Source organism: Microvirga thermotolerans (assembly GCF_009363855.1).
In the GTDB taxonomy this organism is placed as follows: Bacteria; Pseudomonadota; Alphaproteobacteria; order Rhizobiales; family Beijerinckiaceae; genus Microvirga; species Microvirga thermotolerans.
The window spans coordinates 1,517,496-1,530,164 of the sequence record NZ_CP045423.1; the positions used below are offsets into that span (position 1 = coordinate 1,517,496).

At 69.0% G+C, this 12,669-nt stretch carries 12 protein-coding genes and 1 other RNA gene; 7 read left to right on the forward strand and 6 right to left on the reverse strand.

The window, feature by feature from the left end; all coding sequences use genetic code 11:
• Positions 1–18: 18 nt before the first annotated feature.
• Positions 19–573 (reverse strand): thioesterase family protein, encoded by a 555-nt coding sequence (locus tag GDR74_RS07095; protein ID WP_194164659.1) that lies wholly within the window; start codon positions 571–573, stop codon positions 19–21.
• 178 nt (positions 574–751) lie between these two features.
• Here GDR74_RS07095 and GDR74_RS07100 point away from each other — a divergent pair, with 178 nt between their 5' ends.
• Both GDR74_RS07100 and GDR74_RS07105 read left to right on the forward strand, forming a co-directional pair.
• Positions 752–2,167, forward strand: a complete 1,416-nt coding sequence (locus GDR74_RS07100; RefSeq protein ID WP_152585654.1) for an FAD-binding oxidoreductase — start codon at positions 752–754, stop codon at positions 2,165–2,167.
• Between the two features lie 84 nt (positions 2,168–2,251).
• Positions 2,252–5,830 carry an AsmA family protein gene (locus tag GDR74_RS07105; RefSeq protein WP_152585655.1) on the forward strand — a complete coding sequence of 1,193 codons (3,579 nt, stop codon included), beginning with the start codon at positions 2,252–2,254 and terminating at the stop codon, positions 5,828–5,830.
• Here the strand turns inward: GDR74_RS07105 and GDR74_RS07110 are convergent.
• The 3 genes from GDR74_RS07110 to fumC are packed head-to-tail and all read right to left on the reverse strand — an operon-like array spanning position 5,808 to position 7,636.
• On the reverse strand, positions 5,808–6,044 hold the full coding sequence (locus tag GDR74_RS07110) for a ribbon-helix-helix domain-containing protein (RefSeq protein WP_152585656.1): 237 nt from the start codon (positions 6,042–6,044) through the stop codon (positions 5,808–5,810). The genes GDR74_RS07105 and GDR74_RS07110 overlap by 23 nt on opposite strands.
• 1 nt (position 6,045) lies before the next feature.
• Entirely contained in the window at positions 6,046–6,231 is a 186-nt protein-coding gene (locus GDR74_RS07115; protein WP_152585657.1) for a DUF4169 family protein, read from the reverse strand.
• Positions 6,232–6,244: 13 nt separating this feature from the next.
• Positions 6,245–7,636 (reverse strand): class II fumarate hydratase, encoded by a 1,392-nt coding sequence (gene fumC, locus GDR74_RS07120; protein ID WP_152585658.1) that lies wholly within the window; start codon positions 7,634–7,636, stop codon positions 6,245–6,247.
• 75 nt (positions 7,637–7,711) lie between these two features.
• Here fumC and GDR74_RS07125 point away from each other — a divergent pair, with 75 nt between their 5' ends.
• Complete coding sequence (locus GDR74_RS07125; protein ID WP_152585659.1) at positions 7,712–9,190, forward strand: cytochrome P450; 1,479 nt, start codon at positions 7,712–7,714, stop codon at positions 9,188–9,190.
• Between the two features lie 27 nt (positions 9,191–9,217).
• Here the strand turns inward: GDR74_RS07125 and GDR74_RS07130 are convergent, their stop codons facing one another.
• Positions 9,218–9,817, reverse strand: coding sequence for an SspB family protein (locus GDR74_RS07130; protein WP_152585660.1), 600 nt, complete (start codon positions 9,815–9,817; stop codon positions 9,218–9,220).
• A 31-nt stretch (positions 9,818–9,848) separates the two neighbouring features.
• Positions 9,849–10,205: a transfer-messenger RNA gene (gene ssrA / locus GDR74_RS07135) on the reverse strand.
• Between the two features lie 80 nt (positions 10,206–10,285).
• On the opposite strand from ssrA, the gene GDR74_RS07140 reads away from it, so the two are divergent.
• From GDR74_RS07140 to GDR74_RS07155, 4 genes are all read left to right on the forward strand, one after another.
• Positions 10,286–11,080 carry a thymidylate synthase gene (locus GDR74_RS07140; protein WP_152585661.1) on the forward strand — a complete coding sequence of 265 codons (795 nt, stop codon included), beginning with the start codon at positions 10,286–10,288 and terminating at the stop codon, positions 11,078–11,080.
• 4 nt (positions 11,081–11,084) lie between these two features.
• Positions 11,085–11,390, forward strand: a complete 306-nt coding sequence (locus GDR74_RS07145) for a DUF2293 domain-containing protein (RefSeq protein ID WP_152585662.1) — start codon at positions 11,085–11,087, stop codon at positions 11,388–11,390.
• A 38-nt stretch (positions 11,391–11,428) separates the two neighbouring features.
• Positions 11,429–11,929 carry a GNAT family N-acetyltransferase gene (locus tag GDR74_RS07150; RefSeq protein ID WP_152587683.1) on the forward strand — a complete coding sequence of 167 codons (501 nt, stop codon included), beginning with the start codon at positions 11,429–11,431 and terminating at the stop codon, positions 11,927–11,929.
• A 138-nt stretch (positions 11,930–12,067) separates the two neighbouring features.
• Complete coding sequence (locus GDR74_RS07155) at positions 12,068–12,580, forward strand: dihydrofolate reductase (protein WP_152585663.1); 513 nt, start codon at positions 12,068–12,070, stop codon at positions 12,578–12,580.
• Positions 12,581–12,669 lie beyond the last annotated feature (89 nt).

The window sequence follows — 12,669 nt, forward strand, 5'->3', positions numbered from 1 at the left end:
GCTTAAGGGGTTGCGCCCTCAGTGACGGGTGCCGGAGGCGAGCGCCGGCTCCCGCAGGGGGTTCAGGGCTTCCGTCCGGCCGGGAATTCCGATGACGCGGCCGAGGGTCTGCGGCCGGGCGAGGCGGGCATGGGTCGCCTTCATGATCGCGAGATTGGCCAGGATATCGTCGGGGAAGGGCGCGACCTTGCGCGTCGCCATGTCCACGTGGAGGCTCAGGCCCTCCGACGTCGCGGACAGCCAGCCCTCCGCGGCGTGGCGGATCTCCATGTAGAAGTGAAGGCGCTTCTCGTCGAAGTCGATGAGCTGGAGCGTGACGCGCACCGCGTCCTTGGCCCGCAGCTCGCGCTTGTAGAGCGTGTGCGCCTCCGCCGCGAAGAAGGAGGCGTTGCGCTCCTCCAGATAGTCCTGGCCGAGGCCCACGAGGCCGAAGGCCTCCTCCACCGCCCTGTCGAACAGGACATGGTAATAGGCCATGTTCATGTGCCCGTTGTAGTCGATCCATGCCGGCTGGACGCGCATGGTCGATGAAACGAACGGGGCGAAGAAGAAGACGGGTGCGCGTTCGTCCATGATCAGTGCTCTCCTTCACTGCCGATCATGCTTCTCACGCCTCCCCACATCGCAACACTAGCACGTTTCCCGTGCCTGGCCAGTAGGCTGGTTCGTCATTCCTGGCCGGAGTGTCGCCTTTGCAACGGTTCTGGTAGTCATGGGACGAGTCAGCATCGCAAACGGACCTGAAGCACCGATGAACGCGACCCGTGCGTCCCGCCATACGAAACCGGACCAGACCGCCTTGGTTCCCCTGCTGGACGAACTCGTGAGGCGCTTCGGCGACAGGGTCGCCACGTCGGAGGCCGTGCGCCTGCAGCACGGTCATTCCCTCACCTGGGTCGCGAACCAGCCTCCGGACATGGTGGTCTATCCCCGGACGACCGAGGAGGTGTCGGAGATCGTCAGGCTGTGCCTGCGGCACGACGTGCCGGTGATCCCCTTCGGCACGGGCACCTCCCTGGAGGGACATATCAACGCACCCTACGGCGGCGTCTGCGTCGACCTGAGCCTCATGAAGCGCATCGTCTCCGTCCACGAGGAGGACCTCGACTGCGTGGTGGAGGCGGGCGTCACCCGCAAGGAGCTGAACGAGCACCTGCGCGACAAGGGGCTGTTCTTCCCCATCGATCCGGGCGCCGACGCCTCCATCGGCGGCATGGTCGCGACCCGGGCCTCGGGGACCAATGCGGTCCGTTACGGCACCATGCGCGACGCGGTGCTCTCGCTCACCGTGGTCCTGCCCGACGGCGAGGTGATCCGGACCGCGAGCCGGGCGAAGAAGAGCTCCGCCGGCTACGACCTGACTCGCCTGTTCGTCGGCTCGGAGGGCACCCTCGGGATCGTCACGGAGATCACGCTGCGCCTGCATGGCATCCCCGAGGCCATCTCCGCCGGGATCTGCCCATTCCCTAACGTCAAGTCCGCCTGCGACGCGGTGATCATGACGATCCAGTCGGGCATCCCCGTCGCCCGCATCGAGCTTCTCGACGAGCTTCAGGTGAAGGCGGTCAACCTCTATTCGAAGCTCTCGCTGCCCGAGAGCCCGCTGCTGCTCCTGGAGTTTCACGGCTCCGCCTCGGGCGTCCAGGAGCAGGCGGAGCGCTTCGGCGACATCGCAGCCGAGTTCGGCGGCGGCCCGTTCGAATGGGCGACGAAGCCGGAGGAGCGCACCCGCCTGTGGCAGGCGCGGCACGACGCCTACTGGGCCGCGCGCGGCCTGCGGCCGGGGGCGCAGTCGGTCGCGACGGACGTGTGCGTGCCGATCTCCCGCCTCGCGGAATGCGTCGACGAGACCAAGCGGGACATCGCCGCGAGCGGCCTGATTGCACCCATCGTCGGCCATGTGGGCGACGGCAACTTCCACGTCCAGCCCCTCGTGAACACGGACGACCCGGCAGAGGTCGAGGCCTGCGAGGCTTTCGTGGACCGGCTCGTGCGGCGGGCGCTCGCCATGGAAGGCACCTGCACGGGCGAGCACGGCGTGGGTCAGAAGAAGATGAAGTATCTCCAGGTCGAGCACGGGGCCGGGGCGCTTGCCCTCATGCGCGCCTTGAAACAGGCGGTCGATCCGCACAACATATTGAATCCGGGAAAGATTGTTGCGTTTTGACAGTGGATGGAAACCGCGATCCGCTCCCGATGCTGAGGCCCTTGGGCTAAAGATCTTGCGACGAAACGGAGAAAAGGCCGCCTCTTGCGCGACATCCTGACGATTATCGCTTCGATCGTGATCCTCATCCTGGCGGTCGCCGTCGCCGCCCCTCCCTTCGTGGACTGGGAGGCGCATCGCAGCTCCATCGATCGCCTGATCTCGCGCGCATCGGGGACCGAGGCCCATACGGAGGGCCGCATCGGCGTGCGCATCCTGCCTTCGCCGCGGCTGCGCTTCGACCGGCTGCGCCTCGGCGGAAAGACGCCGGATTCGCCGTCCCTGACGGCGGATCTCGTCTGGGCCGAAATCGCGCTGACGCCGCTCCTGCGCGGGGAGGTGCGCTTCACCGAGACGCGGATCGGCCGGGCCGATATCCGCATCCCCGTCGCGCCGGACGGAAGCTGGCGCGTGCCGCAGGACCTGACCGCCGGCAGCGCGCGCGGGCGGGAATTCGCCATCGACAGCCTCAAGGTGGCCCAGCTTCTCGTGACGACGCAGACGCCCACGACCGGGCGCACCGACCAGGCCTATGCGGAGAACGTCTCCATCGAGGGCCAGAAGCTCGTCGGCCCCTGGCGCGTCGAGGGATCCACGGCGGGCGTCCCCTTCCGCCTCGTCACGGGGGAGCTGACGCCGGACCGCACCGTCCAGCTCAGGCTGAGCGGCGGCGGCGACGTCTATCCGCGCTTCGACGTGGAGGCGAAGCTCGCCCTCGACGGCGAGAGCGCCTCGCCGCCGGTCCCGATCCTCGCCGGGAAGGCCAAGATCCTCTTCGGCCCTCCGGCCCAGGTCGCGGCGGCCGGCATTCCCATCCCGATCGTGATCGAGACCGAGTTCAAGGCCCACGAGGGCGCGGTGGATCTCAGCCCGTTCACGCTGGAGGCGGGGGAGGGCGGCGCCAGCCTGCGCATGGCGGGCGAGGGCAGCATCGGGCTCAACGATCCGCGCATCCGCCTGAAGCTCGAAGGGCGCAGGCTCGACGCGGACAGCTTCATCCTCTCCTCCAGCGGGCAGGACTTCACAAGCCGCCTCGGGGAGTGGTCCCTGCCGCGCGTCTCCGTCCCCCTCGATCTCGATCTCAAGATCGACAGCATCGGGCTGGCCCAGGAGGATCTCTCGAATGCGATCCTGCGCCTGACCCTCGACAAGGGCGAGGCGAGGATCGAGCGCATCGACCTGCTGGCGCCGGGCGACACGCGGATCGCCATGGAGGGAACGGTCGGCCTGACCACGAAGGGCGGGGCGGACGGCAAGGTCGCGCTCGCCTCCGGCCAGTCCGACCGGTTCGCCCGCTACCTCGAGCGCCTCGGCCTGCGTTCGCCCTTCCTCAAGGCCCTCGACGGGCGGCCGCTCGAAATGTCTTCGGACGTGGCCTATTCGAACCCGGTCATGTCGCTCAGCCGGATGCGCGTGAAGGCCGGCGAGGCCGTCCTGACGGGGAACTTGCGCTACACGGCGCCCGAAGGCGACGGACGCGGCAAGCTGGAGGCGCAGGTCGCGATCCAGAACCTGAACCTCGACCAGCTCCCGCGCGTCTCCAGCGTCTTCGAGGCGACGCAGAATCTCGATGTCGGCTTCATCCTCGATGCGCGCAACGTCCGCGCCGGCACCCGGCCCGAGGCGGGCAGGATCACGGCGCGCATTCTCTCGGACGGTCCCGCCCTCCTCGTCGAATCCCTCGACATCGTGAACCTCGCGGGTGCCAATGCCCGCGTCAGCGGGCGCATCGCGCCGGACGGGTCGGGGCGCATCGCGGGCAAGGTGACGGCGCAGCGCGCCGCACCGCTGGTCGATCTTCTCGGCAGCGTCTGGATCGGCGGCATCTCGAAGCTCGTGCCGTATTTCCTGCGCGAGGGCGATCTCGACCTCGACATCGTGACCGAACGCGTGGCGCCGCCGCCCAACTCCACCGAGCTGCGCCTGCGCACCACCGCCAAGGGCACCGCCGCCGGCGGCAGCTTCCTGGGTTCCGTCGACTCCCTCGACGGACGGACGGAGAATCTCGACGTCACCCTCGGCACGGACAATACCGGGCGCTGGGTGAACCGCGCGACCGTCCCGTCCCTGAACCGGCCGTCCCAGGTCATCCTGCGCGGCACGCGCGTCAGCTCGGGGCGGTTCAACGTCACGGTCTCGGGCGATGTGGGCGGCGTGAAGGTCACGACCCGGCGTCCCTTCGCCCTGAGCGCGGACGACGACGTGATCGACAGCGGCGAGGCGGAGATTGCGACCGCCGACATCGCGCCGTTCCTTCTCCTCCTCGGCGACGGCTCGGGCGTCGCCTCGCCGGTCCCGGCGCAGGGCCGCATCACCCTGGGACGCGAGCGGGACGCCTCGCTCCTGTCCGTCACCGGGCAGATCGCGAACGGCAACGTGCAGGCCCGGCTCGCAGTCCGCTCCCGCTCCGACATTACCGGCGACGTCTCCCTCGACCGCCTGTCCCTGCCGTGGCTCGTGACCACGCTCGCCCTCAACACGCCGCCGGGCCCGGATGCCAATGCAATCTGGTCGACGGCCCGCTTCGGGCAGAGCGCGCGCCTCGTCACGGGAGGCCAGGTCGCCTTCAAGGTGGCGAACCTCGACCTCGGCCGCGGGATCCAGGCGACGCGGGCCGGCTTCGCGGTCGAGGCGACGCCGGACGGCGCCGCGCTCCGCAATTTCGACGCCGCTCTCGGCAGCGGACGGCTCACCGGCTCGGCGACCGTCACCCGCCAGGGAGCTCTTGCTTCCGTCGTGGGGGAGGGCGCCATCGCCGACGTGCCGCTCTCGGCGCTGGCGGGACCGACGCCGTTCGAGGCGCGCCTGACGGGGAGCCTCAAGTTCGGCTCGGCGGCCGACAGCATGGCCGGGCTCGTCGCCAATCTCGGCGGCGCGGGGGAGTGGCGCGTCGCGGACCTGCGCCTGCCCGACACGGACCCTTCCGCCTTCGAACGCGCCCTCAAGCGCCTGCTCGCCGATGCCGACCCGCTCGCGGAGGGCAAGGCGGAGGCGGTCCTGGGCATGGAGCTCGCCCGCGCCGCGCTCGCCGCGCCGACGGTCTCGACCTCCGCGGCCCTGGTCTCCGGCTCCCTCCGGCTCTCGCCCTTCGTCGTCCAGAACGCCGCGGCCTCGTGGCAGGGGGCCGTCACCTACGACCTGAAATCCCTCGCGCTCGAAGCCCGCGGTACGCTGGCCGCGAAGGCGGCTCCCCAGGGCTGGGTCGGCGCGCCGCCCTCCGTCGGGCTCGCCTGGCGCGGCTCCCTTGCGGCGCCGGTGCGCGAGATCGACGCCGGTCCGTTCCGCAACGGCCTTGCCGCCATCGTCCTGAAGCGGGAACTGGAGAAGATCGAGGCCTTCGAGAAGGCGCAGGCCGAGCGGCAGCGGCAGATCCAGGCGCAGCAGGAGGCGGAACGCCGCGCCAAGGCGGCCGCCGAGGAGGCCGCCCGCCAGGCGAAGGCGCGGGAAGAGGCGGACCGGGCCCGCATCGAGGCGGAGCGGATCCAGTCGCAGCAGAGGAACGATCCGAACGCGGCCCTGCCGCCGCCTGACGGGCCGACCGCCGCCCCCTTCACGATGCCGCCCCTGACGCCTCCTCTGGAGATCGCGCCGCCGCCGGCGATCAACGTTCGCCCGGGCGGCTGAGCCTGTCCCTCAGGTCCTGGAGCACGAACACGCGGATGGCGGAGGAGAGGTTCTGCGCGCCGCGCTCCGAGTCGATGCGGCCGATCAGCGCCTGAACGGAGAGGGAGCGCCGCGCGGCGATCTCGCGCAGCGCTTCCCAGAACGGCTCCTCGAGGGAGATGCTCGTCCGGTGCCCGGCGATGGAGACCGAGCGCTTGAGGATGCCGGAGCCCATGTCAGGGTTCGTCCCCGTCGCGCCTGTGACCGTCGAGGCGGCGCTCGCTTAAGGCTTTCTCGGCCTCGGTTTTCTCCCGCTCGGCCTTGGTCCGGCCGAACAGGAGGCGGTTCTCGGCGGCGCGGGCCTCCTTCTCGGCCCGCGCCTTGCGTTTGCGCGCCTGGCGCAGATTGACGATCTCCGCCATCGGCGCCTCCCGGCTAGCCTGGCGAGAGCATGGTCTCGGGCCGGACGACCGCGTCGAAATCGGCCTCGGAGACGCCCGCCTTCAGGGCCTCTTCCTTCAGGGTCGTGCCGTTCTTGTGCGCGGACTTCGCGATGGCGGCCGCCTTGTCGTACCCGATCTTCGGCGCGAGGGCGGTGACCAGCATCAGGGAGCGCTGCATCAGGTCCTTCAGGCGCTCGTGGTTCGGCTCGATGCCGGCCACGCAGTTGTCCGTGAAGCTGACCGCACCGTCCGCGAGGAGGCGGATCGACTGCAGCACCGCGTTGGCGATCACCGGCTTGAACACGTTGAGCTCGAAATGGCCCTGGCTCGCGGCGAAGGTGACGGTGGCCTGGTTGCCGAGCACCTGGGCGCAGAGCATCGTCATCGCCTCCGCCTGGGTCGGGTTCACCTTGCCGGGCATGATCGACGAACCGGGCTCGTTCTCCGGCAGCGAGATCTCGCCGAGGCCGGAGCGCGGGCCGGAACCCATGAGGCGGACGTCGTTGGCGATCTTGAACAGGCCCGCCGCGAGGCTCGCCAGGGCGCCCTGGGTGAAGACCAGAGCGTCGTGCGAGGCGAGGGCCTCGAACTTGTTGGGGGCCGAGGTGAAGGGCAGGGCGGTCAGCTCCTTGACCTTCGCCGCGAAGCGGTCGGCGAATTCGGGATGGGCGTTGAGCCCGGTGCCGACGGCGGTGCCGCCCTGGGCGAGGGCATAGACGCCCGGGAGCGTCGCCTCGATGCGGGCGATGCCGAGCTCCACCTGCATCGCGTATCCGGAGAATTCCTGGCCGAGGGTGACCGGGGTCGCGTCCTGCAGATGGGTGCGGCCGATCTTCACGATGTCCTTGAACGCCTTCGCCTTGTCGTCGAGCGCCTTGTGCAGGTGCTTGAGGGCCGGCAGGAGCCGGTCGTTGATCTCGCGCGCCACCGCGATGTGCATCGCGGTCGGGAACGAATCGTTCGACGACTGGCCCATGTTCACGTGGTCGTTCGGGTGGACCGGCTTCTTCGATCCGCGTTCGCCGCCCAGGCGCTCGATGGCGAGGTTGGAGAGGACCTCGTTCATGTTCATGTTGGACTGGGTGCCGGAGCCCGTCTGCCACACCACGAGGGGGAACTCGTCGTCGTACTTGCCCTGCACCACGTCGGCGGCGGCGCTCGCGATGGCATCGGCGAGGCGCGGCTCGAGCTTGCCGAGATCCTTGTTCACGAGGGCGGCCGCCTGCTTCACGATGGCGAGGGCGTGAACGAGGGGAAGCGGCATCCGCTCGCCGCCGATGCGGAAGTTCTGGAGCGAGCGCTGCGTCTGGGCACCCCAGAGCTTGTCGGAGGGAACTTCGATGGGGCCGAAGGTATCCGTTTCGGTGCGGGTTGAGGGCGACATCCTGACCTCTTTCTATGGGGGTTCGTGTTCTTATCTCAAAGATCGCGGCCCGCAACAGCGAACGAGCGCGAAGGCATGGCAAATTCCCCCGAAGGCTCCCCGAGCGACCTCTCCGGCGCCGCCCGCTTCCGCCCGCCCGCGCCCCCGCCCCGGACCGAGCCCATGGGGCTCCTGGCATTCCTCCTCGCCGTCCGCCGGAACCCGCTCGCCACCTGGATGGAGAAGCATTTCGAGGAGCCGGTCGTCTCCGGCGAGGGCGTTCTCGGGCGGATGACCGTGGTCAACGATCCCGCGATCATCCGCCACGTCCTCGTCGACAACGCCGCCAACTACCGCAAGGACGACCTGCAGATCCGGATTCTCGCTCCGGGCCTCGGGCGCGGCCTCCTCACCGCCGAGGGGGAGGAGTGGCGCCTCCAGCGGCGCACCCTCGCCCCGCTCTTCACCCCGCGCGCCGTCGCCGGCTTCTTCCCGGCCATGGTGGAGGCGGCGGACCGCCTCGTGCGCCGCTGGCGGCGCCGGCCCGACGGGCGGGTGGTCGACGCGTCGCTGGAGATGACCCGCATCACCCTCGACGTCCTGGAGCGCACCATCTTCACGCAGGGCGTCGCCCGCGACCCGGATGCACTGGCCCGGGCCATCACCCGCTATTTCGAGGGAATCGGCCGCGTCGACCCCATCGACATCTTCGGCTGGCCGGACTGGGTTCCCCGCATCGGCCGTCTCAGGGCGCGGCCGGCGATCCGCTTTTTCGAGGAACTCGTCGACCGGCTGATCGAGGCCCGCAAGGCGCTGATCGCGCGCGGGGAGCCCGCCCCGCGGGACCTCCTGACCCTGCTCCTCGGAGCGGCCGACCCGGAAACCGGGCGGGGCCTGAGCGACGAGGACGTGCGCTCCAACATCGTCACCTTCATCGGCGCCGGTCACGAGACCACCGCCAACGCCCTGTCCTGGTCGCTCTATCTCCTCTCGCAGGACCCGAGGTCCCGGGCGCGGATCGAGGAGGAGGTGGACCGGGTGCTGGGCGACGGACCGTTCGCGTTCCACCATCTCGACAGGCTCGTCTTCACCCGCGCGGTGATCGACGAGGCCCTGCGGCTCTATCCGCCCGCACCGTTCCTGAGCCGCGCCGCCATCGCCGACGACCGGGTCGGCGATGTGGACATTCCCGCGGGCTCCATCGTGACCGTCGCTCCCTACGTGCTGCACCGGCACCGGAGGCTGTGGCGCGATCCGGACGCGTTCGATCCCGAGCGCTTCCTGCCGGAGAACCGGGATCGAATCGACCGTTTCGCCTATCTGCCCTTCGGGGCGGGGCCGCGGGTGTGCATCGGCGCGGCTTTCGCGCTCCAGGAGGCGACCGTGGTCCTCGCCAGCGTCGTGCGCGCCGCCCGCCTCGATCTGGTGGAAGGCCACGAGGTCCGGCCCCTGCACCGCATCACCTTGAGGCCGCAGGGCGGGCTGCCGATGCGGCTGACGCATCGCAGGCGGGAAGCGTCCGGGAGCGGGGCCGCTCCGTCGGCGGAGCTTTCGGGCGCTCTCGGGGAGGAATAGGGAGGGAGCGATTCCGCGAAGGCGGAATCAGTTCTTCTTCCGGAAGGCGTCGAGGCTGACGACCTGGGCGCTGCCCTCGGGCTTGGGCTCCTCGGCCTTCGCAGGGGCTGTCGCCTCGGGTTCCGGGCGGTCTGCCTTGGCCGCGGGCTTCTTCTCCTCCGGCTTCCGCTCGGCCGGAGCGGACTTCGGCCGCTTGAGCTCGACCGGCTGCGACTCGCCCGTGCGCTTGGGCGCGGGCTCTTCCTCGGCCTGGCCTTCCTCCTCCTCGCCCTCGCTGCTGAACTTGAGGCCGAACTGCACGGAGGGATCGAAGAACCCGGTCAGGGCATCGAAGGGAATCAGCAGCCGCTCCGGCACCCCCGAGAAGGACAGGCCGATCTCGAAGGCGTGCTCCGTGACGCTCAGGTCCCAGAACTGGTGCTGGAGGACGATGGTCATCTCCTGCGGGTACTTCTCGCGCAGGCGGTTGGAGAGGCGCACGCCGGGATAGTCGGTGCGGAAGGAGATGTAGAAATGATGCTCGCCCGGCAGGCCGTCCCTGCTCGCGTCGACCAGCACCTTGCGCACCACGCCTTTCAGGGCGTCCTGCACAAGAAGATCGTAGCGGATCAGGTCTTTACCGGCCATGAGGGAGCCCTTGCAGACAAGGCGGAGAGAAGGTGGAGGCTTCTGTTGCCAGGTGCCTCCGGACCCCGCCTAACGGTGCTAACCGCTAGGGCTTCGAATCGGCCTTGGGGACTGCTTACGCAGCCACCGCAACCGGAGCATAGTTGTCGTTGGCAACTATTGAATCGGCCCGATAACGGCGGAACCATGCCGAGCGAAAGTCTATCCTTTACGCCCTCGTCGATCCTATTTCGCCCCCGCCGAAACCCAAGCGGTGCCTGGGTTTGGGTGGAGGCGCCGGGTACCGCCCCCGGGTCCGATGGGTTTATTCCGATAGCCGTTTATCGCCATAGCCGACCTCGCGGCCGGCATCCCCAATATAGGAAAGACGCACGCATTTTGAAAGAGCGGGGGACAAGTTCCGCGGGGACGAAATGCGCTCTCGGAACCTCCGGGCGCCCTGCCCTATAAAGAGGCGAGGAGCACGTCATGCAGGCCTATCACGACCTTCTCAGGCGCATTCTGGACGAGGGAGTCCGCAAGGAGGACCGCACCGGCACCGGCACCCTTTCGGTGTTCGGCCACCAGATGCGCTTCGACCTCAGCCACGGCTTCCCGCTGGTCACGACGAAGAAGCTGCACCTGCGCTCCATCGTCCACGAGCTGCTCTGGTTCCTGAAGGGGGACACCAACGTCCGCTACCTGCAGGAGAACGGCGTCACCATCTGGGACGAGTGGGCCGACGAGAACGGCGATCTCGGCCCGGTCTACGGACAGCAGTGGCGCTCCTGGGCGAAGCCGGACGGCGGCACCGTCGACCAGATCCAGTGGGTTCTCGACGAGATCCACCGCAACCCCGATTCCCGCCGCCTCGTCGTCTCGGCGTGGAACCCGGCGGACCTGGACAGGATGGCGCTGGCGCCCTGCCACTGCCTGTTCCAGTTCTACGTGGCCGAGGGGCGGCTCTCCTGCCAGCTCTACCAGCGCTCGGCGGACGTGTTCTTGGGCGTGCCTTTCAACATCGCCTCCTATGCGCTCCTCACGCACATGATGGCGCAGGCCACCGGGCTCCAGCCGGGGGATTTCGTCCATTCCTTCGGGGACGCGCATCTCTACCTGAACCATCTGGAGCAGGCGCGCCTGCAATTGTCGCGCGAGCCGAGGCCGCTGCCGAAGCTGCGCCTCAATCCGGCGGTGCGTTCGCTCTTCGACTTCACCTTCGACGACATCGCCATCGAGGGATACGATCCCCATCCGGCGATCAAGGCTCCCGTCGCGGTGTGACGCCATGGGCCGGCGCGAGGTCATCGAGAGCGCCGTCAGGATCCTCGCCCCGCGCATCCCGCGGCACGAATTCGAGGCGGTGACGGATCACGCCCTCGGCAGCCGGGGCCTGCACACGGCGACCCCCGAGACCGCCGCCTGGCTGTCCCTGGTGTCCTACATCCGCCACCGCCTCACCGACTACGACGCCCTGCTCGACGACGGCTACGACGTGGACAGCGCCCGCTTCTTCGTCCTCGACCACATGAACGAGGTCCTGGAGGAATGGGGCTCGCCCCGCCGCGTCCAGGCGGAGGACGAGCCGGATTGAGGCTCGACAGGGCGGCGAAGCTTGGGCACAACGGCTCCATGACCGCCGTTGCATCCTCCTCCCAGTCTCTCGTCATCCGCCGGGCCGAGGCCCGCGATGTCTCCCTGGTCCTCTCCTTCATCCGCGAGCTCGCCGACTACGAGCGCCTCGCCCACGAGGTCGATGCCGGCGAGGGCGACCTCGCGGCCGCCCTGTTCGGGCCGAATCCGCGCGTCTTCGCCGACATCGCCGAATGGGAGGGCGAGCCCGCCGGCTTCGCCCTCTGGTTCTACAACTTCTCGACCTTCCGCGGCCGGCACGGGATCTACCTGGAAGACCTTTTCGTGCGGCCCGCCTTCCGCTCCAAGGGAATCGGCCGGGAGCTGCTGCGCCATCTCGCCCGCATCTGCATCGCCGAGAACCTGCCCCGCCTCGAATGGTGGGTCCTCGACTGGAACGAGCCCGCCCTGCGTTTCTACCGCTCCATCGGCGCCGTGCCCATGGACGAATGGACCGTGCAGCGGGTGACGGGGGAGGCGCTGGAGAGGCTGGCGGGATGAACTTCGCCGGTTGAAGGACCCGTTGTATAAACCGTATAAACTGCCGCTGCGATGCTTTCGGTGAGGATCGCATGTCCGCATGACGGAAGACGCCTTCGCCGCCTGGATCGAAACCCACTCCGCTCCCCGAAGGTCCCCATGAGCCTGCCTCTCATCCTCGTCGTCGCCGTGGCCGACAACGGCGTCATCGGACGCGACAACCGCCTGCTCTGGCGCCTGCGCACCGATCTCAAGCGGTTCCGGGAGCTGACCTGGGGCAAGCCGATGATCATGGGACGCAAGACCTTCGAGTCCATCGGCAAGCCGCTGCCGGGGCGCGAGACCGTCGTCCTCACCCGCGATCCGGGCTTCGCCGCCGAAGGCGTTCATGTGACGAGGAGCTGGGACGAGGCCGTCGCGAAGGGCGAGGAGATCGCCCGCCGGATGGGGGCCGACGCCGTCGCGGTCGCAGGCGGGGCCGAGATCTATGCGCTCGCCCTGCCGCATGTGACGCGGATCCATCTGACGGAGGTTCATGTCGCTCCCGAAGGCGACGCCACCTTTCCGGACTTCGACCGTACGGCCTTCCGCGAAGTCGGACGCAGCGACCACCCCAAAGGGGCCGATGACGAGCACCCGTTTACCTTTATCGACCTCGAACGCCGGTCCTGACTGCGGCCAAGGTTGACGAAAGCCGCCACAATCCCCAAGTCGCAGCCTTGACAGGCGGGAGAAAGACCACCCACAACCGCCTTGAGGTT